Origin of the sequence: Bradyrhizobium sp. USDA 223 (assembly GCF_044909005.1) — a bacterium.
Taxonomy (GTDB): Bacteria; Pseudomonadota; Alphaproteobacteria; order Rhizobiales; family Xanthobacteraceae; genus Bradyrhizobium; species Bradyrhizobium yuanmingense.
Window position 1 is genome coordinate 1,835,744 of the sequence record NZ_JBIYDR010000001.1, and the last position, 24,318, is coordinate 1,860,061.

Here is a 24,318-nt window from a genome sequence, read left to right on the forward strand (position 1 = left end):
TTATTATTATTTATCTTCTTGAAAATAGCCTCTCGCGCGGTATTATAAAATAATAATTAAACTGAAATTCAATTGAATGAAACAGTTTTCTGCGAGGCTGCGGTGCGTGCGTGGATGGTGCGATGGTCCTTCGATACTCAAGGTATGGCCGGCACGGTCGATCTCGCGAGCGCGGTTGTGGGCTGGCCGGCGTACGACATCTTCGCAGGCGCAGAGGGCGTCGCCTCGTATGTAGTTCGACCGCGAATGGCGGGACCGCATTTGTCAGGAGCCAAGGCGCGTGTGGTGGAGGTACGTCTCCTCGTTCGCATGTCAAACGCATCTATGAAGGATCCGCGTTATGATCTTCGTAACAGTCGGTACGCAAGTGCAATTCGACCGTCTGATCCGAACGGTCGACGAATGGGCCGGTGCACACGCAGGAAGCGATGTTTTCGCTCAGATCGGGCCATCAAACTATCCATTCAGGCACATCCGTACCGAACGATTCATTGACCCAAGTCGATTCAAAAGTTGCGTCGAGGCGGCAAGCGTGGTGATCGCTCATGCAGGCATGGGCTCCATTATCACCGCCCTCGAGCTCGGAAAACGAATCATTGTCATGCCACGTCGTGCGTGCCTGGGTGAACACCGAAACGATCATCAGATCGCAACGGCAAAACAGTTCGCTGCGCAAGGCCGTATCGAAGTCGCTTTCGAAGAACGGGAATTAACGGAGAAATTGGATCAATTGGACATCGTCAATCGATGCGAACGCCTCGGTGGTGAAGCATCGCCGCAGCTGATCATGGCAATTCGCACTTTCATCGAAACGGGACATGTTCGTTCCGGACCTAACAGCGCTTCAGCTTAGGCGGTGGATATGAAGTTACAATACGGCCGAGCTTCTTCTCCTCTCCAGTCGTGCCGTAACGATGACGGAGACCTCCGCCTAAGCCAGCAACGAAGATTGCCAGAAAAAGCGCACAGCCATGCTCGGCGTCGCCATGGCAACCGTGAGCTGGAATGTCCTAGACACACTGAGCGTCTGTCCGCGTTCATTTGGCCGCGTAGGCCACCGGTGTGGCCATCGCCAGGACTATCGAACTAACCAAGCAAGTTGAAAACCTCACGCGAGTTTTGATCACTGGTGCAATTATGTCGAGCGATACAGTTGGAATTGGGGTTATCGGATACGGCTATTGGGGACCGAACCTGGTCCGCAATTTCGCTGCTCATCCTTCGGTACGTCTAATCGGCATAAGCGACCTTGATCCGGAGAAGCTCGCGACCAGCAAGCGTCTCTATCCGGGAGCGATAACGACGTCCTGTTACGACGAACTGTTCAAGAACCCGGCCATCGATGCCGTGGCCATCGCTACGCCGGTTCATACACATTATGAATTGGCGCTATCCGCGCTCAAGGCAGGAAAGCACGTTCTGGTTGAAAAGCCGCTGGCACAGAATTCAGATTTGGCCCGACGCCTGATCGATGAGGCGGCTCGGCGCGGTCTGATATTGAGCGTGGATCACACTTTCGTCTATACGCCAGCCGTGCGGAAAATCCGCGAGCTCTTGCTTAAGAAAGAGCTCGGTGAAGTCTATTACTACGACAGCACGCGGGCCAGCCTTGGCCTGTTCCAGAGCGACGTCAATGTGATCTGGGACTTAGCGGTGCACGACATTTCGATTATCCACCATATCTTGGATGAGAAGCCTGTTGCAGTTTCGGCGACGGGATCGTGCCATGTGGCCGGCTCGCCGGAAAACATGGCCCATATCACATTGTTCTTCGATAGCGCATGCGTTGCCCATATCAGCGTCAACTGGCTCTCGCCAATCAAGGTCCGCCAGACGTTCATTGGAGGCAGCAAGAAGATGATCGTCTATGACGACCTTGAACCGACGGAAAAGATCAAGGTGTATGACAAGGGTATCACCGTGGACGGCCCCTCCGACCACGCCCATCAATTCCGGATCGGTTATCGGGCTGGCGATATGTGGGCCCCCCACGTCGCCCCTAAGGAAGCGCTGCAGGTCGAGGTCGAGCATTTCGTCGCTTGTGTGCGCAATGGGACGCCATCGATCTCGAGCGGCATGTCCGGACTGCGGGTGATCGAGGTCCTGGAGGCTGCATCTCGGTCGATCGCCGAACACGGCAAGCCAGTCCTACTGAAGCGGCAGGAGTACAGGAGTCCGGATCGTGCGACGGCGACGGTCTGAAGCATTGGCAGGCGACACGCTATCCGCGAACAGCGCGACGGTCTCGCGATGAATTCGGTAGAACGTTCCATCCTGTTTTCAGCGGCCGATCGCTATGGCAGCCTTATCCTGGTCTTCGTTGCCACCGCTATCCTCGCTCGTCTGCTTTCGCCGGCAGAATTCGGGGTCTACGCAGTCGTCACTGCCATCACGACGGTGATTGGCGCATCCTTTTTTGAGTTCGGGGGCGGAAACTACCTGATTCAGAAGCGTGAATTATCCACGGCGGACGTTCGCTCCGCGTTCACCATCACGCTCGGAATATCGGTAGCAATTGCGCTTCTGCTGTTCGTGCTTGCGAGCCCGCTCTCGGAGCTCTTCGCCCAGGACAGTCTCAGAAAGGGCATACAGGTGTCAGCGCTGAATTTCGTTCTAGTCCCGTTTCACGGAACCATATCTGCTCTGCTCCGCCGCGACATGAAATTCGGCACGCTGGCCGTGTGCAACCTGGCAACCGGGGCGGCGACTGCGCTCACATCGATCGTGCTTGCGATGGCGGGATTCAGCTACATGGCGCCGATCTGGGGCGGATTGGCGGGGAGCATTGTATTCACCGTGATGCTGCTAGCCAATCATCGTGACTGGGGCGCGTTGCGTCCATCGCTGCTCGGGCATCGCGAGGTAGTCAACTTCGGTCTTTACTCCAGCGCGGTCAGCGTCATCAATCTCATCTACAATCTGGCGCCGCAGCTGCTGCTCGCCAAGATCCTGGATTTTGGATCTGTCGGTCTGTACACCCGGGCTACCAATCTGACACAAATGTTCGACCGGCTCGTCGCGCAGGCTCTAAGTCCTGTCATCATGCCGGCGATTGTCGCACAACGCAGGGCAGGGGCGGATCTGAAGGCCGTCTATCTCGAGGCCGTTGAACTCCTTTCGGCTGTGCAGTGGCCGTTCTTGATTTTTGTCGCGCTCATGGCTCGGCCGATCGTTCTGATTTGGCTCGGGCAGACGTGGCTGGAAATAGTTCCTTTGGTCCGCATTCTCTGCATTGCAAATCTCGCGCTATTCGCGGCTTGCCTTACCTATCCCGTGTTCCTCGCGGTCGGAAGCGTGCGCGACGCCTTGGTGTCTTCGCTCATCTCGCTACCACCTTCGCTTCTGGTGGTTCTGTGCGCGTCGTTTTTCGGCGTAGAGGCTGTCGCAAGCGCGGCCCTCGCAACACTGCCGTTCCAGGCAGCCGTGGTGATATATTTCGTCAAACGTCATCTGGCCTTCAGTTCAGGGGAGTTTTTCCGCGCCTCTCTGAAGAGCGGCCTGGTGACGTTCACTATGGCCCCCGGTGTACTGGCTTGCGCCGCGTTGATCGAAGTGGGCATGCTAACTTCCCTGACCGGCCTGATACTCTCGTTCCCCATTGCCGGCCTCGGCTGGTGGTGCGGATTGATAATGACCGACCATCCGCTGCTGCATCAGCTTCGCCACCTTGTAGACGGGCTCCTCCGGAGTGCGCCGAGGCTGCGTCGATCACGTCCGGCATAATCTGGAGAACAACCATGCCCATAACGAAGGATGTAAAGCTCGGCCGTGACGTCAGGATATTTCATCCCGAGTTGGTCAACCTGTATGGTTGCACCGTTGGCGACGAGAGCAAAATTGGAACCTTCGTCGAGATTCAGGCGGGGGCAAAGATAGGTGCGCGTTGTAAGATTTCGTCGCATACCTTCGTCTGCGAGGGCGTCACGATCGAAGACGAAGTTTTCGTGGGTCACGGCGTGATGTTCACGAACGACAAATATCCGAAGGCGACAACCGCAAATGGTCGTCCTCAGCTGGCTTCGGACTGGACACTTCAGCGCACTCACGTCGGCAGGAGAGCCTCCATCGGCTCGAACGCGACCATTCTATGCGGCGTGACGATCGGAGAGGGGGCCTCCGTAGGTGCGGGAGCGGTCGTGACAAAGGACATTCCCCCCGGCGCAGTCGTGGCCGGCGTGCCCGCTCGGATTCTGTCCGCTGCTGAAGACGGGGTGCCAAGCGGTCGTAGCTCAGCAGAGTCGCTTCAGAAAGACTATCACCGGTAATATATATTCCGCTTGAATTAGCGCTTGATTAAATTAATAGGTGGATTTAAATGGCCAATATAATCTCGGTCAAATCAAGGCTTTGAATCTTGATACCCTTCCTGGACCTGAAAGCGCAGTACAGCCAGATCAAGCCGGAAATCGACGCCGCAGTGGCGAGGGTCGTCAGTAGCGGGCACTTTGTGCTCGGACCCGAGGTCACAGCCTTCGAGGAACGTTTTGCAGACTATTGCAGGACCACCGCTTGTCGCGCGGTGAACAGTGGCACCTCGGCGCTTCACCTTGCTCTGCTGGCGGCCGGCGTCGGATCCGGTGACGAAGTCATCACGGTCTCCATGACGTTCGTCGCAACAACCGCAGCTATTCTCTACAGCGGCGCCAGGCCGGTATTTGTCGACGTTGACCCGGTAACATGGACGATGGATCCCAGCTTGATCGAAGCTGCGATCACGCCGCGAACCAAGGCGATTCTGCCAGTTCACCTCCACGGGCTGATGGCCGACATGGATCCGATAATGGCCATAGCGCGTCGTCACGGGCTGGTGGTCATTGAGGACGCCGCGCAGGCGCACGGCGCGGAATATCGCGGACGTCGCGCAGGCTCGATCGGCGATCTGGGATGTTTCAGCTTTTATCCGGGCAAGAACCTCGGAGCGTTTGGCGAGGGTGGGGCGGTCGTCACCGACCGGCCTGAATTCGCACGCCGCGTATCCCTGTTGCGGGATTGGGGGCAGGAGGCGAAGTACGACCACGTCATCGCCGGATACAACTATCGCATGGACGAAATCCAGAGTGCGGTACTGAATGTCAAGCTGGACTATATTGAGCATTGGACGGATGCACGTCGGTCGCTGGCTGAGCGATACAATGCACTGCTTTCTGGTCTTCCATTCGCGCGTCCCCAGCCGCCCCAGTACGCCCGCCACGTGTATCACGTCTATGCGGTCAGATCGGAGCGCCGCGACGACGCGCTGAAGCGATTGCGTGATGCCGGGATTGGCGCCGGGATTCACTATCCCGTCCCGGTGCATCTGCAGAGGGCATATGCAGAACTCGGCTATCGGGCCGGTGATCTCCCCGTCACTGAGATGCTCGCGAACGACTTCCTCTCTCTTCCCATCTATCCCGAGCTGCCGCCGGAACGGACGGCCGAGGTTGTCGGAATATTGAGGAGTGGGGCGCTGCAGCCTAGCGCGGCCATCAGCACCCGGTCGGAGCATCCACAAAGCTTCACATGGTCCCACAACAGGAGAGCGTTTTGATCGATATCAAGGGTAAACGCGTTCTGGTCACCGGCGGGGCGGGATTTATCGGCTCCCACATCGTTGATTTGCTCTGCGACGAGGGCTGCATCGAGATTGTTGCCCTCGACAACATGATCAGAGGCCGCCCGGAAAATCTCCGGCGGGCGCTCGGGCGTGGGCCCGTAAGGCTGGTTCACGGCGACATTCGCGATCGCAAGCTGATGGAAGCGTTAGTCAAGGCTGCCGACATCGTCTTTCATCAGGCCGCGCTCCGCATCACTCATTGTGCGGCCGAACCGCGCCTGGCCAAGGAGGTCATGGTGGATGCCACCTACGACCTGCTGGAGCTGTGCATCAAGCACGATATTGAGAAGATCATCGCGGCCTCTTCGGCATCGGTATATGGAATGGCCGAGGAGTTTCCGACGACAGAGCGGCAGAATGCCTACAATAACCGAACCCTCTATGGGGCCGCCAAGGCGTTTAACGAAGGGCTACTGCGGGCTTTCAACGATGCATGCGGCCTCGACTATGTGGCATTCCGGTATTTCAACGTCTATGGCAGCCGGATGGACATCCACGGACGGTACACCGAGGTCTTGATCCGCTGGATGGAGCGGCTGGAAGCCGGATTGCCTCCGGTTATCTTTGGCGACGGCCGTCAGACCATGGATTTCGTCCACGTCCGTGACGTCGCGCGTGCCAACATCCTTGCCGCCAGGGCAAAGATTACCGATGAGGTCTTTAACGTCGGGAGCGGCACTGAAACAAGCCTGACCGAGCTGGCCAAGGTGCTTGCCTCGGTGATGGGGCACCGCGGCCTCACGCCCGAATTCGCGCCGGAGCGCTCGGTCAATCCGGTACCGCGACGGCTGGCCTCGACGGGTAAGGCAGAGCGTTTGCTGGGCTTCCGCACCACGGTATCGCTGGAGCAGGGGCTCGCAGATCTCGTGAAATGGTGGCGATCCGAGCGCGAGCTCGCTTCGGATCATCAGCGGCAGGCGGCGGCATCGTGATTCCGATCGCAGCGGCGCGCCCGGCCGTTCTCTCTGCTTGGGCGTCGGAGCGTTCGAGGGCGAGGCGGAACGCGCGGCCCTGCCATCCGGCTAGGTTAGGTAGAGTCCGCAGACGGGGGTGAGCACGGGTTCGCCCCTGTTGTCGGCTCGGTCGATGCCTGTGCCGCGCCCCCGCAAAGCCATCGCCTGTGAGGCTGAACCACCCCATGAGGCTGATCGAACCTGTGGCAGCCTCAGAGAGGTACGCAAATTTGATCGATCTCGACCGGACCATTCATGATTTCGATCGTCGTCCCAGCCCACAATGAGAGTTCTGTGATCGCACGGACGTTGAGGCAATGGGTTGGCAACCCAGCTTCGGACCAGATCCGTGTGGTCGTCGTCTGCAACGGGTGCTCAGACGACACTGCGAACGTCGCCCGGCGTTTCGGCCCAGCCGTCAATGTTGTGGAATCGAACATCGCAAGGAAGACCCACGCTCTGAACCTTGGCGATCAAATCGCGGACGCTTTTCCGCGGATTTATGTTGATGCCGATATTCTGATTACCGTTGATGCCATTCTGGCTTTGGCAAGACGCCTCGATGAAGGTGACGTTCTGGCGGTTGCGCCTACAGCCGACATCAATCTGGCAGGGTGTTCCTGGCTCGTCCGTAAATACTTCGGAATCCGGTCACGGCTGCCATCTTCGCGGGAAGGTATCGGCGGTTCTGGCGTCTATGCCTTATCTGAGGCGGGACGCAAGCGGTTCGGCCAATTTCCAGACATCACCGCTGATGACACCTTTGTTCGACTTCAGTTCAGACCAGAAGAGCGGGAGACACTGCCCCGCGTTAGGTCCACGGTATTCGCCCCACGCACTCTGCTGCAGCTTATCGCCGTCAGAACTCGTGCCTACAGGGGAACATTCGAGCTCGCCCGGCGCTTTCCTGAATTGCGCGTCAACAAAGGACCGGCGAATGGCCGGGCCCTCATTGCGCTGTTCAAGGAACCTCGCTTATGGGCCGGACTCTTGATTTATTGTGGGGTCAACATTGCTGCTCGCTGTAAGGCTACCCTGGGCTCCCGACGTGGAGCTCATCCTTGGCAGCGCGACGAAACTTCCCGCGCGATGCTACCAGATTCAATCAAATAGGATTGTAGTTGAGTGGCCGCATTGCAGGGAATCGGACGTTGCGGGCATATAAATCACTTGATTATAAATGGCGGCCTGTTAATTTAAATTTAAATATTAAATGCAGGCGTCGAGGACCCGATCCGTTCATGGGAGCTTGCGAGCCTGCAGCGTTCGAGGGAGGCCAGCCCATGCTTCTCAGCCCGGTCTTTCACCGCAAGCCGTTGCTCAAGAACAACACGCCGCGGTCACCCGGCACTCGGCCGAAACTGCTGGCGGTCTCTTCGGGTGGGGGCCATTGGGTGCAGCTGTTGCGAATCAAACCCGCCTTCGAGCATTGCGAAGTCACGTTCGTTACCGTCCACGACTCCTATCAAGCGCAGGTGCCCGACCACAAATTCTACCTTGTCAATGATGCTAACCGGTTGACCAAACTCGCGCTGTTGAAGGCGGCGCGCAGAATGGCCTGGATCGTTTGGAATGAAAGGCCGGACATTGTCGTTTCGACGGGTGCCGCTCCGGGATATTTGGCACTACGGTTTGGACAAATGATGGGTGCGCGCACTATCTGGCTCGACAGCATCGCCAACATCGAGCAGCTTTCGATGTCGGGCGACCGTATTGGTCATTGCGCCGACCTCTGGCTGACGCAGTGGCCCCATCTGGCGCGACCTGAGGGACCTCATTACACAGGCGCGGTGCTATGAGTTTCCTGGCGGTCGGAATGCCGTCGCAGCTGGACCAGCAGCTCCATGTCTTCGCGCACCGTGATTTCTCGTGACGGCATTGCTTGCATGATTACCTCAAGCTTGAAAGTGGATGATAGTCATGCCTCCTCGAGGGGGACTGGATCGCGGCTGCCCCCGGGCGACCATCTGCGCTGACGCGGTGGTGTCGCGTGACGTTCGGCTAGGCGACCGTAGTGCGTGCGCGTCGGCTGCAAGGAAGGCAGGTTGGCGCCTGAAGCTGCCCCCGACAGTGGCGGACATCTACATTAGATTGATTTATTATCTTTGGGTTTATTGACTTAATATAATAATCTATGACAAATAAATCGCCACACCGCATCGCGCTCCAGGATAGGAATAGTCCTTGATGCCCTTGTCAGGTTTGAAAGCTCAAGATCGTCGGGCCAGTTCTGAGATCGATGTAGCGCCAGGTCCGGGGGCGGGGGTTGGTCTGGGCGGCTCGCCAGCAGGAGGGCGATAATCCCATGATTCCAATCGCATTACCGTTCGTTGCTGAGGAGGAGGCCGACGCAGCTCGCGCAGCTGTACTCTCCGGCTGGGTCTCGCAGGGCCCACAGGTGGCAGCCTTCGAGCGCGATTTTGCGGCCCTGGTTAGTGCGCCTTATGCCTGCGCCGTTTCCAACTGCACAACCGCCCTGCATTTGGCGCTCGTCGCCCTGGAGATTGGGCCTGGCGACGAGGTCATCACGGCCAGCCACTCGTTTATCGCCACGGCCAATTGCATCCGGTATTGCGGCGCGACTCCGGTCTTTGTCGACATCGATCCCGGTACATACAATATCGACCCTAAGCGGGTTGCCGAAGCGATCACTCGGCGCACACGCGCGGTGATCGCCGTCCACCAGATGGGTATGCCCTGCGATCTGACAGCCCTCGCCACGCTGGCCGATCGCCAGGGCATCATCTTGATCGAGGATGCGGCCTGCGCCGCTGGCAGCCAGATCCGAGTGGATGGCGGCTGGGAGCGCGTCGGCAAGCCGCATGGGCGGATCGCATGCTTCTCCTTTCATCCCCGCAAGGTCATCACGACCGGCGAGGGTGGGATGCTCACCACCTCCGATCCGAAGCTCGACCATAAGTTCAGGCTGTTGCGCCAGCATGGCATGAGCGTTCCGGACATCGTGCGGCACGGCTCACAGCAGGTGATCTTCGAGGACTATCTGGTAGTCGGCTACAACTACCGCATGACCGATATACAGGCCGCGGTCGGACGCGAGCAGCTCGAGCGGCTGCCTGCACTGGTATCTCGACGCCGCGCGATCGCGGCCCGCTATCGAGAAATGCTCGGCAATTTCAGAGGCCTGAGACTGCCGATCGAGCCCGAATGGGCGCGGTCCAACTGGCAGAGCTATTGCGTTGGGCTGCCGGACCGCGTCGACCAGCTCAAGATCATGCAAAGCCTGCTCGATCAGGGCATCGCGACTCGACGCGGCATTATGTGCTCGCACCGGGAAGCGCCCTACGCCAAGGACAAGCACCGCCATGATCTGCGGCACTCCGAGTTCGCGCAGGACAATTCGATTCTGTTGCCAATTTACGCGCAGATGAACGAGGAAGATCAGGAGCGGGTCGCCTGCGCGTTGCGAAGGGAGCTCCAAGCCTCTGCATTGTAATAGGCCGCGTTCCTCAAGGCCCAAGACGCCCTGTGCGCTCTTCATGGCGCGTCATCGAGCAAGTTACGGCTTAGGCTCTTCAAAGTGCGGATCCACAATAGGCGAGTTATTCCAAATGCAAAAGCCGCTTGTTAGCTTTGTCGTCCCTTGCTACCGACTGGCTGCTTTCCTGCCAGAATGTGTCGACAGCATCCTCTCGCAGACCTTTGAGGATTTCGAAATCCTCATCATGGATGATTGCTCTCCGGACAACACGGAAGAAGTTGCCAGAACATTCACAGATAGCCGAGTTACCTATGTCAGGAACGAGCAGAATCTGGGAGCGCTCCGGAATTACAACAAGGGAATACTTTTAAGTCGAGGGAAGTACGTTTGGCTTATATCGGCCGATGATCGCTTGCGCCGACCGTACATACTGCAAAGATACGTCGAAACCCTGGAAAATCATCCGGAGGTCGGCCTTGCCTTCTGCCCCGGGGTTAGCCTGAGACGTGGAAAAGAAGGTGCAGTGATAGATTACTCGACCTATGGAGACGTCGATACGATCGTCAGGGGAGAGGAGATCATCAAGCACTCATTGAAAGTAAAAGGAAATGCGATTCTGGCTGCGTCGGTGCTTGTTCGACGTGACTGTTACGAGAAACTGAGCCTCTATCCGGTCGACGTGGTATGGGCCGGAATTCCGGTCGATTTCATATGGGGCGGCGATTGGTACATGTGGCTATTGTTCTCCTTGAACTATCACGTCGCATACTTTGCAGAGCCGATGGTGTGTTACCGTGAACATGAACTCAGTATGACAAACGCCATCACTCAAGAGAAGATCGATATCTGCTGGCACTCCGAGTTGGCCGTCATCACGATGATATCGCAGGCTGCCAAGGAGAAAGGCGCCCTGACAGTATATAAGGCTTGCTTGGGTGCGCTCGCCAACTTCTATGCCAAACATTGTGCCTCAAAACCCTATTCGTGGATGGGGCAGACATCCTGGTCCACTATAGATCTTCAGCAGGTGGAAGCGACACTCGATCGCAGCCCTTATACCGAGCAGGAGAAGGCGTGGATCCGTTCACGCATCATGGTGGCGTTGGCTGAGATCTATTATTCAGAGGGCGATTCTGTATCAGCGAGATCATATTATTTGAAGGGATTGAAGCTGAAGCCTTTCATGCTGCCGGTGTTCTTGAAATTGATTGTTCTTTCATTCGGTGGTCCAGGCCGGCAGGTTCGCGAGTTGCTGCGAACCGCTCGAGAGCATTTGGTGCGAGGCTGATTGAAGGATCAGTTTCCGAGTTTAACCGACTCTTTTGCTGTAAGTTCGATGAAGAAGACCCTAGTGATCAGCGACAGGTTTCCTCTGCCTGAGAAGTTTGGCGCTGACATCAGAACCATGAATCTCGCACGTTACTTTGCCGGCCTTGGGCCCGTCGATATTGCGTATCTCTCGGATTTGCCCTCCAGTCTGCGACAGATGGCAGGAGCGGGGGAACATCTCGAAAAGGATGACGTATTCTCTGGGAAGTATTGTTTACAGAAGCTGGAGTACCCTAGAACCTTGCGGGGACGGTTCGGAATTTCGGTTCGTGGCTTTCCGTATCCCGTTAGAGAGTATAGCAAAGCCTCGATGGAGAAGTTGGTCGCGCTAATAGAGTTTGGCGGCTACGATTTTGTGCTGGTGCGATACCTCCGGAACACCGCCGGCTTTTTTGGATTGTCACAGACGGCGAAAATGAAGGTCATAGTTGATATTGATGACGTCCTGACTCTTTCACTCTATGATACGCTGTTTACTCCGACGAATAATGCCCTAAGGAAACTGTTCCGCGCCATAAACAAGCTGCTTCTGACCTACTATCAAACGCGTTGTGTGACCGGCTTTGGCGCCTGCTTGGTATGTTCCGAGAAGGATAAATCAGATCTGTGGGGTGAAAGGGCCTCTGAAAGTATCTTCGTTGTGCCAAACACGTTGGGGATGCGAAGTTCAGGAAAACTTCCCATGGGGAGCGGGTTCGCCAGGCGACACATTCTGTTGTTCATTGGTGCGCTTCACTATCAGCCTAATGTCAGCGGCTTGCTTTGGTTTTTGGAGAACGTGTATCCGCTCTATAGGAATATGTACCCCGATGCCGTTCTTTTGGTTGTTGGACGTGAGCCATTGCCAGAGGTGATCGAAGCTTGCGCTCGCTCAAAGGGAGTCGAGTTGCATCCCGATGTCCCTGATGTGATCGAGTATTACAAGAAATGTAGAGCGGTTATTGTGCCGTTGCTTGAGGGTAGTGGGACGCGGTTAAAGGTTCTGGAGGCGGCACTCTTGGAGAGGCCCATTATGTCTACAAGGAAAGGTGTAGAAGGGCTGGATGTGGTGTCTGGCGTCCATTTTTTGGAGTTCAGTGATGATCGTAGCTTTTGCGAGGCGTATAGAACCTTAAGCAACGAAACGGTCTATGACGCGCTTGTGGCAAACGCCGAAAGCATGGTTCGAGAAGAATATTCGAACAGCGCTCTTTCTGCTTCAATGAGCAAAGTGGTTGCATATGTCGATGCAAGGAAGGCAAAAGAGTCCTCGCCGAGGTCTCACGCCGCCCCAGGGCAACCTTCCGATGAAGCTTTCAATTAGCTACGAGTTCTCATCGGTCCAAGCGCCCCTACAGTCCGCATGTCGCAGGCTGGCCGATCCCTCAGGCAATCACTCTCATGCCCTTGCACTTCAGGCCTGAGCCTCGGCTCGGACTTACGGTGATCCAGCCCTAGGCAGCGTTCAGCAGGAAAGCGACCTGGTCGCCCTGTTGTTCAATATTCAGCTTTGCCGCTCTCTTGGCAAACCCTCTCATTTCCCGCCGGCTGAACACGTCATTTGGTCTGGATGACGCGAGCGGCTTGGAGCTCCTGTACATTTCGCTCCCCCAGAACTGAAATGCAGTCGAATCGTCGATTGATTGCCTTACGCGCAAACCGCAGCGCTCCGCCAATGCATTCATTCCCTTGCGAGAGGGTATTACAACGTGGCGTGGCGCATCCAGTTGCACCCAGTTCGGGCCGTACGCTCTCCACGCATGCGAGGATGAGGTTGGAATGCGAACCAGAATGCGACCGCCGGGCGCAAGTAGCCTTCTTGCATTGCTAAGACTGTGGTCCGGCTCAGGCACGTGTTCTAGTGAATGATTGAACATGATGAAGTCAAATTCGCCGGACATACTCTGAAGATCCGATTTTTGAATCGTCACGGCACCTGCTGTCGGTTCGACGATGTAGGGATCGACCCCTGTAAGGTTCTTGAACCCTGCCGCAGACATTCTGTAGAGAAGTTTCCCGGACCCGCAGCCTACGTCCAGCACCCGAGAACTGGGATCAATTCCAAAGGATCCGATGACCGCTACGATGGGGTCGTACCTCACAAAGGACGCCAGGGCTCCCAATATGCTTTTGGTGCCAAGCGCGTGCGCGTCCCTGACGGCGGTAATACGCGAATTTCGCGAAGGTTTGGAAAATGAGTAATACCCATCGGGGTAAAGGCAGCTCTCATCGGCTACATCCGATAGGCGCTGGATCGTCCCACAATCACTACATTCCTGGTATTCAAACCGCTCTCTTGTGCCAAACATCATTTCAATGAACACGTGGCGGCGATGTTTGCCGTCAGACAAGCAAGTTTTACAAATCATATCGAGTACCTAGCCACAACGGCGGATCGAATTCCGGCACAGCGATCGGTGCGGCCGTAGAGGTGCAGTGTCCTAACTATGATGCGAGACTGACGAACTTGCTATGCCTTCGGCCGGATCCCTCTGTCCAACTTTTTGATCGGGCTGTCACTTCGCATGCCCCGCCTGTCGTTCTCGCCGGGTCGCGGCCCGCGGGCAATCAAGTGGAACTCCGTTGGTGCCCGGGGTCGAAGCTTCTTGTATTTGTCGTGAATATAATAAACAAATTGAATGTTGTCCAAATTAAATCGTTGACGGCCGCATGTTTTAATCCCAGGAACTCTCTCTGTAGTCAACCGAAGTCCGCATTGCCGGGGGATCAGGCTGCGCCGGCGTGGGCTTCGCCGGCCGCACCCCGTGAATGTGGAGCGTGATCGGGGGTGCGGGGCCGGTACTTCAGTCGAAGCCCCCTGTTATAATATAACCAAAGACGCTTTTGCTGCATTTAATCAGAAGGCGATTGAAATTTAAAATCGATTTAATTATGTTGGGCGGCGAGGGGGCCTTCCGAGGGGCTCCGGGTCTGACAGGCGGTATGCCATGCCTCCCGAGGTGACGCCGAGGTTTATTCTTGAGCGCAGACAAAGCGGTGAGTAGGCGAAGTTTGATGTGCTTGCGGACTGCGTCACCGGCGGAACCCGAGAAAGGCATTCTTGGCTTGTGCGCTGAAGCATTGCAAAAGTCTGGGCCAGCGAACCGGGAGGTCTTGCAGATGGCGCTGGCGTGTCAGGCTCGACTGACCAGGAGCATTTCGTGATGTCCAAGGCACATCCGCCCAAGGCTGGAGGAATGGCCGAAGGTCCCTTGGTTACGGTCGTGATGTGCGTGTACAACGCCGGCAAGTATCTTCGACCGTCGCTATTGAGCATAATTAATCAGACATACAGGAATCTCGATATTCTCATCGTCGACGATGGTAGTTCGGACGGCTGCTTCAGCTCAGTTCAGGATTTGCTGGTAGATGAGCGCGTTCGCGTGATCCATCAAGCGAACTCAGGCAAGCCTGTTGCTGTCAATCGAGCGCTCGATCAGATCCGTGGCGAGTTTTACGCAATTCAAGACGCGGACGACATCAGCTATCCAACAAGAATAGAAAAGCAGGTTCGTGCGCTGCTCAACAGCCCGCATTTGGCTGCCGTATTTTGTGGTAACGAGCTCATCATCAACGAGAGATTCATGGCACCCGTGTTTTCGCCGAAAAGCGAGAGCGACTGCCAGTCCGAGATCAGAGCCTTTCAAATGCCGGCTCTCGATCCCACGGGAATGTTTCGAATGTCGTTGGTTGGCGATATCCGGTTCGAGCCGTCGTTAATGGTTGCCGAGACCTGCGATTACATATGGAGAATCGGGGAGGTGCATCCGATGGTCGTATTGGGGGAGTGCCTCTATGCCTACCGCATTCTTCCCAATTCCCTCAGCCGGCGGGCGCCAACCTGGCGGAAGCAGTTTGAGGTCGATGTCTTCAAGCGAGCATGCGAGCGGCGCGGTTTGCGGTTTGAGCAGGGCTGCGCAGATGCGATGTGCGGCTACAGACGGTCTAACAACAGTTTACTAGACAACAACATCGCCGCCCATTTCATCAAGAGCGTGCTGGATTGGCGTAAGTCGAACCGTCGGTTGTCTGCATTAAAGACGGGTTGGCAATGCGCGTGTTTGCACCCAGCGGATCCGCACTACTATAAGGCGCTGGTTTACGCCTTGATTTCACCCAGCGTAGCGAGCCGCCTGCGTCGTGACTTCCTGGCGACTCCCCTGGAGACGACGAAATGAAGCGCCTCGTAGCGAGGAACCGTCCCTTTGTGCGGCGCCTCGGCTTCGAGCGCGTTGGCTGTTTGCAGAAACGTCTCAGATATTTGAGGTACTCGCGTTGACTCGCAAAAGCTTAGAATTGGAGCCGGGTTCTCAGCTTACGTATCTGTACGGTCGGCAGCGGAGTCCAGTTGTTCGCGCGGCGGGGGCGTCGCGTTGGGGGACCGAACTGTATCTGAAGTTATTGTTGGTCGCTATTTTTTTGCCCGAAGGGTTGTCTTTCTTCGTCGGCGATTTTCGCCTCTCGGTTGCTCGAGTTCTAATTTTCTGCTCCTTCATCGCCGCGCTACAGCAGCTTGGACAGCGTCTAGGCACGCGAACCGTCGTCTGCGTCCCATCGGATATCTTGGCCCCGCTTGCGGGCGTTTGGATGATGTTGGCTGCCACAGTCACTGATGGTCCGGCAGGTTTTAAAGGAGCCGGAATCGAGGCGCTTGCGTTTGTGGGCGCATACTTGACGTTCCGGTTTCTCCTCGGTCCGGTCGATAGTTCCGTTCGAATAGCACGGTTCTCCTGCAAGCTGATGATTCTGATCGTCGGCATAGCGCTTCTCGACCCGCTGAGTGATAAGCTGTTCACCTATGAGTTCATCAAAGGTATTACTGGCTATACGAAGCTCAGTTACGATGGACCATTGGCAATCAGGGCTGACACGTTCTACCGGGATGGTGTCGCTCGCGCCATGGGGCCGCTCGAGCATTCCATATTGTTCGGTGCTGTTTGCGTTTGGTTTGGGGTCGTGGCCTTCACTACGTTCAGGCACCAGGCACTCGGCTGGGGTGTGGCGGGCATCGCCCTCATCGGTGTGTGGTTTTCGCAGGCGCGCAGTCCATTGCTGGCTTATCTGATCGGGTTTGCGCTGGCGAGTTTCTATGCTGCAAGCCCTCGCTTCACTGCCCGATGGAAGTTAGTCGGGTTGTGTGTAACCGCTCTACTCCTTGTTGTTTTCACTTTCTCGGGCAGCCCGGTCGCAACCCTTGTGCGACTCAGCGGAGTAAGCCCGGAGGCGGCCTGGGCCCGTCAAGCAATTTGGGACACGGGAGGGCCTGTGGTCCTCGGTTCGCCGATCTTCGGAATTGGTTTGAACGGCGACTGGAATTGGCAGTCGCATGGCGCGCTCGTGAGTTCGAGCGTGGATGCCTTTTGGCTTGCCACCGCAATGTCGTATGGAATTCCGGGGAGCGCGTTGATCCTTCTGACAATTGCCAGCGCATGCTGGCTCGGCTCGATCGACAAATCGCCTAGTCTTACTTCCGAAGAGCGACGGCTATCAGTGGCGCTCGGAATTGTAATAACGACGATCGCTTTTCTAGGGTTCATTGTGCACTTTTGGGGCATCTGTTGGATCCTCATCGCCGTGTTTACCGGAATGCGAGCGAACCTCGCGGAGACCGCGATATTGCGCGATAGAGCCGCACCAGCGGCGCAAACGAGGTGCGACCCCATTAGCGGAGGCATTTGAGGACGGTGGACCGCGAGGTCATTACGCTGGCAGGGATGCCGATCAGGATTTCTCGCTGCGCAGGACTAAAGCATGAAAGTTTCCATTATCATACGAACTTTCAATCGTGCGTACATCATCGGCGAAGCGATCGAGAGTGCCTTGAATCAGACGTATGGGAATTTTGAAATAATCGTCGTTGATGATGGATCTACAGACGGCACGGCCGCGGCGGTGGAACAGTTTCGAAGCGATAAAGTGCGTTACATTCGGCACGATCGCAATCGCGGGGTCAGTGCGGCAGGCAACACGGGCATAAAGGCCGCCAACGGCGATATCATTGCTCATCTGGATTCGGATGACCTGTGGAAGCCGGAGATGCTCAGCAGTCTCGTCGATGTTTTGCTGCGTCATCGTCAGGTTGGCGCGGTGTTCTGTGACGTTGAGGTCGATCGCGGCAAATCCGTCTCGTCAATTGTTTCAAGCATGCGTGCATTTCCGAAACTGCTCGCATCGCGCGCGCGCTCTGATTTCGATGTTGTTCTCTTCAGCAGCCGTGAGATGTATCTGTGTTTGTTGGAAGAAGTGCCTATCAAACCGACTGCGGTATTGATCCGGCGTACTGTTCTGGATGAGTTTAGAGGTTATGATGAATCATGGTGTTCGGGCGAGGACTGGGAACTGTACCTGAGAATCTCGAAGCATTACGGATTTGGATACGTCGATCGCAAGCTTGCAGTTATGCGGGTGCTCGAGGATTCAACCCTATCGAGACTCCAGGAGGAGGATAAGTTGTCCTTGCTGCAGCTGGCAGTGAGCGAGAAGAAGGGGCTTCGGCGAGATCGCGAAGCACTCGAGGCGGCAAATCGTGCAATCGCTCGGCATTGCAAGGATCTGGGATGGATCTATCTGCACTCGGGAAGACGAATGAAATCGATCTCAACCTACGCTCGAGGATTTGCCGAAACGGGGCACGTACCTCTCGTTATGAGAGCCGGCGTGGCTCTTATACCTCTGTCGCTTACTGCGGGTTTGAAAAAGCTACTTCTATCCAGCGATCGCTCGCTCGCTCCATGAGAGATCTTTCCGGCGAAGTGGTCGATGGCCGTGTGTGCGGGAATAGAATGACTCAGAAACACATTTCCGACAGGCCGGCGGCACGGCGGATTGCATTCGCCACGATCGGGGATGGGCGCCTGGTCAGGTTCTGGTCCGGTACCCCGTTTCACATGTCGAGATCGCTCGCAGGTGAGGGTCACGAGGTGGTCCATATCGGTCCCTTGAGCGCACCGATACTGCCTCTCTACAAGGCGTATTCCAGGCTTTGCCGTGCCTTTCGCGGGCGCGGTCGTTCCCCTTTGCATGCGGGGGCGGTCGTTGCACAATATGCCGCGGACTCAGCGCGTAAAATCCGAGCGGTGTCGCCCGATATCGTCTTCGCGCCGGCCGGGTCTACCTTTGCATGGAGTGTGCCTAACGGCGTTCCGCTCGTCTATGCGTCCGACGCGACCTTTCGGCTCATTGAGAACTACCATCCCAACTATCGAAACTTGTCGCGAGGTGCTCGGGACGTCGCTGAACGCGTGGAGCGGGACACGATCGCGCGTGCGAATCTGATCCTCTACCCGTCGGAATGGGCAGCCGAATCTGCCATCAGGGACTACGGTGCCGACCGTAGCCGGGTGCATGTCATTCCTTGGGGCGCCAACCTCGAAGAAGCGCCGGATCGTGCCTCCGTGCTAGGTTGCCGCAAGCCGGGTCCCTGCCGTCTCCTCTTCATTGGCGCCAACTGGGAGGAGAAGGGCGCTGACATCGCGGTCGGCGTCCTCGCTGAACTGAGGAAGAGGGGCATGGAAGCGGAGCTCGTGATCTGCGGATGTACTCCGCCGAAGCCAGTCGCTCAGGATGGCCTGACGATCATCCCTTATCTCGACAAGCGTGATCGCGAACAGCGCGACCGATTGGATCAACTGTATCGGGACGCGGATCTATTTCTGCTGCCAACCCGGGCGGATTGCTATGGAATCGTGTTCTGTGAAGCCGCAGCCCATGGAGTACCGAGCATTGCGCCGGCCACTGGCGGCGTCCCCTGTGCTATCCGCAACGGGGAGACGGGCTTGTTGTTGCCACCGAAAGCGACGAGGGCGGACTATGCGGCGGTCATCTTCGAGACCTTTGCTAACCAGGATCGGCTGGCACGCCTGAGACAATCAAGCCGCGACGCCTTCGAGGCCCGATTGAACTGGCAGGCTTGGGCCCGGCGGGTTTCAGATCTGATAGAAACTCTATGATCGTCTTGAACTATCATGAGCTGGTGGAAGCCTCGCCGTCGAACGCGTGGTGCCTGACTCATGAAACGTTCGAAGCGCATCTCGCACTTTGCGGGGAAGCGCTGGTCTCGCCTCGGAGTTTTCTGGAGCACTGCTCCGATCCGACATCCTACGGCACCGGCACGGTCCTGTTGACTTTCGACGATGGATTTCTTTCGGACTATACGCATGTCTACGCCCGTTACATGACGGCCGGTCGTATTCCGGGTTTCATGTCCTTTATCCCGGTAGATTTTGTAGGCTCGCCGGGACGTATGAGTTGGGAGATGATCGAAGAGCTTGCAAAGGGGGGTGTTGCAATCGGCTCACATGGCATGGCCCACGTCGATTTGACGACTGTCTCGGACGCAGAGCTCGAGCGCGAGCTCGGTGTTTCCAAGTCGATGCTCGAGGATCGCCTCGGCCGACAGGTAGCTCTCTTCGCTTTCCCATATGGACGGTTTTCCCGACGGGTCTGGGAGGCGGCGTTGAGGGCTGGCTACACACACCTCTTTACAATCCAGCTTGGATATCATCGCGGCTTCGAATCTTTTCTGTACTCCCGCCTTTGTCTGACGAACAACATGGATGCGGAGTACATGCGCCGCCACTTGCGCGATCCGGATGCGATGCGCGGCGTTTCCTGGAAAATCAGCACAAGGCTCGGGCTCTATCGCCAACTGATGCGCTTGCGGTATCACTAGCGCTTTAGTATTTGGGCGGTTTCAGTGCTGTGCAAAGCCAGGACATCGCTCGTTGAGTCGTCTTGGCCTCGTCGATCACCTCGAATGCGCGCTTTGCCTCCCGCAACACTGCCAATGATCGCCGCGATGCGGTGTAGTTCGAGACGATGATGCAGCCCCCCGGTTTGAGTGATTGTGCGTAGCGCTCGAGCGACCGAACGGGGTCGCGCAAATAGAAGAGAGACTCGTTGAAGACGATGACATCGAAACGGCCGTCGGGCTCGTACACGTCGCCGTCAGCCTGAGAAAAGTCAGTGCGATCGTCGTTGTACAGACGGAGCTTCTCGATTGCCACGTCAGAGATGTCCACTCCGACATAGCGTTCATATCCAAGCTGCTTGAAGCGCTCGAATAGCATGCCGTCTCCGCAGCCGATTTCCAGGTACTCGCCGCCACGTCTAAAAGCGTCCATGAAACCAATGAGTGTCCAGTAGCGAGCTACTTCGCGCTGCATGTAGGTCCAGAGACCATCGCTGTACTCGGCGTCCCAAGTGGATTTTGCTTTTGGGCTGTCACCGAACCCCTGCGCAGTCTCCCACTCGCTAACGGCGCGCCCCAGCGCGTCGCCAAAAGGCAGCCGGGCCAATCCGAAGGCATAGTACGCGGCGCGCACCCGGCGCCATGCGTGGTAGTGAAGTGCTGCGAGCATTCCCAACCTGCCAACGCGTATTCGACGTCAGATAGTTTAATACAGGTGAAGTTATCGACAGATCAAGAGTGTACGGCAGGCGAGAACTGCGGATTTCATGGTACCTGTGAGGTGAGCTTTCGCCCAGCCAATTCGCTGGCGCATCTCGAACCTTTGTCCGTGGGCCGCCAAGGAACGATTACCGCAAACGTCTTGGCTCCTATCCTTCGGTGATCGGATCGAAAGTACCACGCCCCGCAGAATCACGGCACGTCCCCGGTAACTCGCCCCCGCTGCCAACGCGCGAGCATCATTAGGTAATGGCTGGACGCTGCCACATTGGGTCTTCCCGTGTGCCTTTTTGGCAGGAGCTACACACCCCAGATATTCCGAGAAATGGGTTGGGTTGTGCAGTGCAGAAATTAAATGCCTATTAACAGTTGACGGACGTATTTAACTGCGCCTATCATTATTTGTATTTTTCAATTTGTCACAGAAAATCAAAGCCATGAGTAGTGGTTTTGCAGAACTTGCCCAAGCGATAATTTCCCTTTCATTGCGTGCATTGCCGGGGCGGTTGCGCCTAAGGCTTAGACCCGGGGCACTCGGTTACCGGGTTCGTCGATGCATTTGTCTTAAATCGCTGCTTACAGCTGGTGGCCCATCGCTATCCGTTTGGCATGCTAGCCCTCGACCAATTTTCGCCTGAAGGGAGTTGTTATGCAGATCGGGCCGGCGCTTTCAGGTGTATTAGGTACCACGACGATTGAGGAGTTGCAGCGCGCCGGAGCGCAGGATGCGATCGTGATCGGCGGGGGAGCCGCCGGAGGATTGGCGGCGCTCTTACTCGCCGAGGCTGGCCTGCGCGTGCTCGTGCTCGAGGCCGGGTGGCAGAATTCGCCGCGAACGACCGGGATGCGCCGAGCCATAGCCAGCGTGAGCCGTAGGCTCGCGGACCCTGCGACACTTCGCTTGCTCCCTCCTGCGGTCGTTCCCTTTGGCAAGATGGCCTTGAGAGGCCTCGGCATGTTGCGCCAGCCCGTCCAATCTCGCTGCAGCATCTGGGGCCGAGCACCGGACTCGTTTGTAGACGATCATGACCTGCCTTACGTGACGCCACGGAACCAACCTTTTGTCTGGATACGCGCGCGAACGCTCGGCGGACGCGTGGGCCTTCCAGGGCACGGCCGGCAATACTATCGGCTGAACTCCTCCGACCTTACGCCGTGCGATGGATTGAGCGAGCCTTGGCCGCTAGAGCCGGGTGAGTTGGACCCCTGGTATTCGATGGTCGAGCGACGGCTAGCGCTTGCCGGTGCCATGGATGGCGTACCATGGCAGCCTGACAGTCACCTCTCGCGAGAACTTGCCCCTTCACTGAATCAGTTCGCGCTGATGGCAGCGATTCGCGCACGGTGGCCTCACTCGCGGCCGATGCTCACGCGCTTTGCGGCACCGCTGGATGCCTTGGAAACTGCTGCTCTTACAGGGCGCCTTCGATGCCGTGAGGGCGCAGTCGTACGGCAAATCGATGTTGATCGATCAGGTCGCGTACGCGGCGTAGTCTGGTTCGATCAGCAAAGTGGAGCCGACGTACGGGCTTCCGCTCCGTTGGTCTTTCTGTGCGCGTCCTCGTTAGAGTCGACCCGAATACTCTTGCTTTCACGTTCATCCAAAGGGGACCAGGGGCTAGGTGCAGGATCTGACGCGCTGGGGCGCTACTTGATGGACCATATTGTCGTAACTGGGTGGGGTGGGGGGGCATCGCTGAAGCCTAGTCCAGTGCTCGAAGATGGATGCGCGATTTACCTTCCACGCTTCGATGCGCGCGACAGGCCCGCGCCCCTCGGCGGGCGAGGTTTTGGCGTGCAGTTGTATCAATTTCCAGGAGGGCACGGGCGCTCCCATTTTACCGCGGTTAGCTTCGGTGAAATGCTTCCTCGTGCCGAAAACCGAGTAACGCTACATCCTACGCGACGGGATATATGGGGAATCCCCGTATTGCATATCGACTGCCGCTATAGCGAAGCAGACTTGGCGCGTGCCCGCGATCAGGCAGCTGCCATACGCGAGATCGCCGCAACAGCTGGCGTGACGTTGAGCCGCGTCAATGAACGGCCGGCCCCGCCTGGCTCCGCGATTCATGAATGCGGGACCGCCCGGATGGGTGTCGACCCCGCGACCTCCGTGCTCGATCCAAACAACCAGTGCTGGGACGCACAGGGATTGTACGTTACGGATGGCGCCTGTTTCCCGTCCCAGGGCACGCAAAATCCCACGTTGACCATTCTCGCTCTAACCGCGCGCGCATGCCATCACGCGGTGGGCACCGTCGCCCAACCAAAGCGAGAAGCTGCATTCGGCCTAGCCGGAGGCGCGTCATGACGGTTGCTGCTGCCGCGCCGTTTCGAGAAATCCTTCCGCGAAACATGCTTCCCCTAGGTTTTGGATCCGGCGCACTGTTGAGCAAGCGACGAACCCGCCGTGAGGCTCTTAAGTTGCTCGAAGCAGCCATGGATTGTGGGGTCACATATTTTGATACTGCGCGAATGTACGGTGCCGGTCGCGCAGAGAGCATTCTGGGAGAGTTGGCGGCGCGAAAGCGGCAGCGCCTGGTTCTGGCAAGCAAGGCGGGCATTGTCCCACAAAGTCGCGCACTTCATGTCCGCGCAATGGGTCGCAGCATTCGGCTTCTGCACAATGTCGCACCAAGTTCAAAGAATTACCTGCCTGTGCCGTCCAACTATCTGCCGCGTTTCGGAGCCTTTGGTCTCGTGGAGTTCCGAAAAAGTGTCGAGACCAGTCTCAAGGAATTGCGTACAGATTATCTCGATATTCTACTCCTGCACGAGTGCAGCGCTGCCGACATAGAGGAAACGGACCTGATCCGTTTTCTCGATGATCTTAAGCGTGAAGGGAAGGTTCGCGCCGTTGGCATAGCGACAGGCATGGAGGAGACGATGTCCATCCTCCAAAGGAATGCAGCCCTGTTCGACGTTGTGCAGATTCCAAGTGCCATCTGGAATATGAACGTTAGGAAAGTTCCGGCAACCAACCGCCTCGTGATTACGCATTCGTCCCTTACCAGCCGATTTAAAGTACTGCTCGATAGATTGTTGTCCGATGAGCGGATTGCAGCTGAATGGCGTTCGCTGACGCAGGTAGATCCACGCGATTCGACAGAACTGGCTCATCTACTGCTGGCTCATGCGCTGAATGCAAATCAAAACGGGATCGTCATCTTTTTCTCGTCCAATCCGTCGAATGTTGTGGCAAACGTGAAATCTGTCAGCAGTCGAGCTATCGATGAGAAGCAGATCGCGGGCTTGAACGCATTATTGGCGAGAAAGCACGTTGCCGAGTTCCTTGACGCGAGCTTCCGAGATCTGAGCTTCTGATCGGTGCAGACCGGCGACAGTGGCCTGACTTTGCATCAGTCGGACGCGACGGTAGTCGCCGGCGGGACCTGATCGAACGTCCGCGCGTTGCGACTTTGCCGGGGCAGCAGGTGGTTGTGTGCTGGGCTCGGGGACATCAACGATCAGGATAATCGGCGCGCGCTCGTAACTCTCGATCTGAGTGGTGTGTCCGCAACGGCATTCGCTTTGCTTGGCGCTTTGCGGATGGCGCTGGATGGGCCATTACCTGAATCGTGCCATACGGTTCGGATTGTTCGCAGCGCGATGT

20 protein-coding genes are annotated in these 24,318 nt (G+C 56.9%); 18 read left to right on the top strand and 2 right to left on the bottom strand.

Annotated elements, in window-relative coordinates; genetic code table 11:
- Window positions 1-340: 340 nt before the first annotated feature.
- The 11 genes from ABIA40_RS08350 (at window position 341) to ABIA40_RS08400 (ending at window position 12,617) form a co-directional block, all read left to right on the top strand.
- Window positions 341-853: a glycosyltransferase gene (locus ABIA40_RS08350; protein ID WP_271540793.1), complete on the top strand. Its 513-nt coding sequence runs from the start codon at window positions 341-343 to the stop codon at window positions 851-853.
- 284 nt (window positions 854-1,137) lie between these two features.
- Window positions 1,138-2,202, top strand: a complete 1,065-nt coding sequence (locus ABIA40_RS08355) for a Gfo/Idh/MocA family protein (protein ID WP_271540854.1) — start codon at window positions 1,138-1,140, stop codon at window positions 2,200-2,202.
- A gap of 48 nt (window positions 2,203-2,250) precedes the next feature.
- The gene (locus ABIA40_RS08360; protein ID WP_404540503.1) at window positions 2,251-3,723 is read left to right on the top strand and encodes a lipopolysaccharide biosynthesis protein; all 1,473 of its coding nucleotides are present in this window, start codon (window positions 2,251-2,253) and stop codon (window positions 3,721-3,723) included.
- A gap of 14 nt (window positions 3,724-3,737) precedes the next feature.
- Window positions 3,738-4,265 (top strand): acyltransferase, encoded by a 528-nt coding sequence (locus tag ABIA40_RS08365; protein ID WP_271540795.1) that lies wholly within the window; start codon window positions 3,738-3,740, stop codon window positions 4,263-4,265.
- An 89-nt stretch (window positions 4,266-4,354) separates the two neighbouring features.
- Complete coding sequence (locus ABIA40_RS08370) at window positions 4,355-5,527, top strand: DegT/DnrJ/EryC1/StrS aminotransferase family protein (RefSeq protein ID WP_271540796.1); 1,173 nt, start codon at window positions 4,355-4,357, stop codon at window positions 5,525-5,527.
- Between the two features lie 5 nt (window positions 5,528-5,532).
- Window positions 5,533-6,525: an NAD-dependent epimerase/dehydratase family protein gene (locus ABIA40_RS08375; RefSeq protein WP_271540856.1), complete on the top strand. Its 993-nt coding sequence runs from the start codon at window positions 5,533-5,535 to the stop codon at window positions 6,523-6,525.
- Between the two features lie 276 nt (window positions 6,526-6,801).
- Window positions 6,802-7,659, top strand: a complete 858-nt coding sequence (locus ABIA40_RS08380; RefSeq protein WP_271540797.1) for a glycosyltransferase — start codon at window positions 6,802-6,804, stop codon at window positions 7,657-7,659.
- Window positions 7,660-7,829: 170 nt separating this feature from the next.
- Window positions 7,830-8,345, top strand: a complete 516-nt coding sequence (locus ABIA40_RS08385; RefSeq protein WP_404540507.1) for a UDP-N-acetylglucosamine--LPS N-acetylglucosamine transferase — start codon at window positions 7,830-7,832, stop codon at window positions 8,343-8,345.
- 506 nt (window positions 8,346-8,851) lie between these two features.
- On the top strand, window positions 8,852-10,000 hold the full coding sequence (locus ABIA40_RS08390) for a DegT/DnrJ/EryC1/StrS aminotransferase family protein (protein WP_271540800.1): 1,149 nt from the start codon (window positions 8,852-8,854) through the stop codon (window positions 9,998-10,000).
- 115 nt (window positions 10,001-10,115) lie between these two features.
- Window positions 10,116-11,273, top strand: coding sequence for a glycosyltransferase family A protein (locus tag ABIA40_RS08395; RefSeq protein WP_109143417.1), 1,158 nt, complete (start codon window positions 10,116-10,118; stop codon window positions 11,271-11,273).
- Entirely contained in the window at window positions 11,274-12,617 is a 1,344-nt protein-coding gene (locus ABIA40_RS08400) for a glycosyltransferase (RefSeq protein WP_271540803.1), read from the top strand.
- Between the two features lie 130 nt (window positions 12,618-12,747).
- On the opposite strand, the gene ABIA40_RS08405 is transcribed toward ABIA40_RS08400, so the two are convergent.
- Complete coding sequence (locus ABIA40_RS08405) at window positions 12,748-13,644, bottom strand: class I SAM-dependent methyltransferase (RefSeq protein ID WP_271540805.1); 897 nt, start codon at window positions 13,642-13,644, stop codon at window positions 12,748-12,750.
- A gap of 813 nt (window positions 13,645-14,457) precedes the next feature.
- Between ABIA40_RS08405 and ABIA40_RS08410 the strand changes: the two genes are divergently transcribed.
- From ABIA40_RS08410 to ABIA40_RS08430, 5 genes are all read left to right on the top strand, one after another.
- On the top strand, window positions 14,458-15,471 hold the full coding sequence (locus tag ABIA40_RS08410; RefSeq protein WP_271540807.1) for a glycosyltransferase family A protein: 1,014 nt from the start codon (window positions 14,458-14,460) through the stop codon (window positions 15,469-15,471).
- A gap of 226 nt (window positions 15,472-15,697) precedes the next feature.
- Window positions 15,698-16,972: an O-antigen ligase gene (locus ABIA40_RS08415; protein WP_271540809.1), complete on the top strand. Its 1,275-nt coding sequence runs from the start codon at window positions 15,698-15,700 to the stop codon at window positions 16,970-16,972.
- A gap of 72 nt (window positions 16,973-17,044) precedes the next feature.
- Window positions 17,045-18,028 carry a glycosyltransferase gene (locus ABIA40_RS08420; RefSeq protein WP_271540811.1) on the top strand — a complete coding sequence of 328 codons (984 nt, stop codon included), beginning with the start codon at window positions 17,045-17,047 and terminating at the stop codon, window positions 18,026-18,028.
- A gap of 47 nt (window positions 18,029-18,075) precedes the next feature.
- Window positions 18,076-19,242, top strand: coding sequence for a glycosyltransferase family 4 protein (locus tag ABIA40_RS08425; RefSeq protein WP_271540813.1), 1,167 nt, complete (start codon window positions 18,076-18,078; stop codon window positions 19,240-19,242).
- Complete coding sequence (locus tag ABIA40_RS08430; protein WP_271540815.1) at window positions 19,239-19,964, top strand: polysaccharide deacetylase family protein; 726 nt, start codon at window positions 19,239-19,241, stop codon at window positions 19,962-19,964. The genes ABIA40_RS08425 and ABIA40_RS08430 overlap by 4 nt, the downstream gene beginning before the upstream one ends.
- A 4-nt stretch (window positions 19,965-19,968) precedes the next feature.
- Here the strand turns inward: ABIA40_RS08430 and ABIA40_RS08435 are convergent, their stop codons facing one another.
- Window positions 19,969-20,652, bottom strand: a complete 684-nt coding sequence (locus ABIA40_RS08435; RefSeq protein WP_057029397.1) for a bifunctional 2-polyprenyl-6-hydroxyphenol methylase/3-demethylubiquinol 3-O-methyltransferase UbiG — start codon at window positions 20,650-20,652, stop codon at window positions 19,969-19,971.
- A gap of 699 nt (window positions 20,653-21,351) precedes the next feature.
- Here ABIA40_RS08435 and ABIA40_RS08440 point away from each other — a divergent pair.
- Together ABIA40_RS08440 and ABIA40_RS08445 are read left to right on the top strand one after the other, a co-directional pair.
- Window positions 21,352-23,016 (top strand): FAD-dependent oxidoreductase, encoded by a 1,665-nt coding sequence (locus tag ABIA40_RS08440; RefSeq protein WP_404540516.1) that lies wholly within the window; start codon window positions 21,352-21,354, stop codon window positions 23,014-23,016.
- Entirely contained in the window at window positions 23,013-24,029 is a 1,017-nt protein-coding gene (locus ABIA40_RS08445; RefSeq protein WP_271540817.1) for an aldo/keto reductase, read from the top strand. Before ABIA40_RS08440 ends, ABIA40_RS08445 begins: the two co-directional genes overlap by 4 nt.
- The last annotated feature ends 289 nt before the right edge of the window (window positions 24,030-24,318 follow it).

Bases quoted from the DNA above. Each gene is read 5' to 3' on its own strand.
- ABIA40_RS08355 (WP_271540854.1), top strand. From the start codon at position 1,138: ATGTCGAGCGATACAGTTGGAATTGGGGTTATCGGATACGGCTATTGG.
- ABIA40_RS08440 (WP_404540516.1), top strand. From the start codon at position 21,352: ATGCAGATCGGGCCGGCGCTTTCAGGTGTATTAGGTACCACGACGATT.
- ABIA40_RS08435 (WP_057029397.1), bottom strand. From the start codon at position 20,652: ATGCTCGCAGCACTTCACTACCACGCATGGCGCCGGGTGCGCGCCGCG.
- ABIA40_RS08425 (WP_271540813.1), top strand. From the start codon at position 18,076: ATGACTCAGAAACACATTTCCGACAGGCCGGCGGCACGGCGGATTGCA.
- ABIA40_RS08395 (WP_109143417.1), top strand. From the start codon at position 10,116: ATGCAAAAGCCGCTTGTTAGCTTTGTCGTCCCTTGCTACCGACTGGCT.
- ABIA40_RS08430 (WP_271540815.1), top strand. From the start codon at position 19,239: ATGATCGTCTTGAACTATCATGAGCTGGTGGAAGCCTCGCCGTCGAAC.
- ABIA40_RS08445 (WP_271540817.1), top strand. From the start codon at position 23,013: ATGACGGTTGCTGCTGCCGCGCCGTTTCGAGAAATCCTTCCGCGAAAC.
- ABIA40_RS08410 (WP_271540807.1), top strand. From the start codon at position 14,458: ATGTCCAAGGCACATCCGCCCAAGGCTGGAGGAATGGCCGAAGGTCCC.
- ABIA40_RS08390 (WP_271540800.1), top strand. From the start codon at position 8,852: ATGATTCCAATCGCATTACCGTTCGTTGCTGAGGAGGAGGCCGACGCA.
- ABIA40_RS08385 (WP_404540507.1), top strand. From the start codon at position 7,830: ATGCTTCTCAGCCCGGTCTTTCACCGCAAGCCGTTGCTCAAGAACAAC.
- ABIA40_RS08350 (WP_271540793.1), top strand. From the start codon at position 341: ATGATCTTCGTAACAGTCGGTACGCAAGTGCAATTCGACCGTCTGATC.
- ABIA40_RS08420 (WP_271540811.1), top strand. From the start codon at position 17,045: ATGAAAGTTTCCATTATCATACGAACTTTCAATCGTGCGTACATCATC.
- ABIA40_RS08360 (WP_404540503.1), top strand. From the start codon at position 2,251: ATGAATTCGGTAGAACGTTCCATCCTGTTTTCAGCGGCCGATCGCTAT.
- ABIA40_RS08365 (WP_271540795.1), top strand. From the start codon at position 3,738: ATGCCCATAACGAAGGATGTAAAGCTCGGCCGTGACGTCAGGATATTT.
- ABIA40_RS08380 (WP_271540797.1), top strand. From the start codon at position 6,802: ATGATTTCGATCGTCGTCCCAGCCCACAATGAGAGTTCTGTGATCGCA.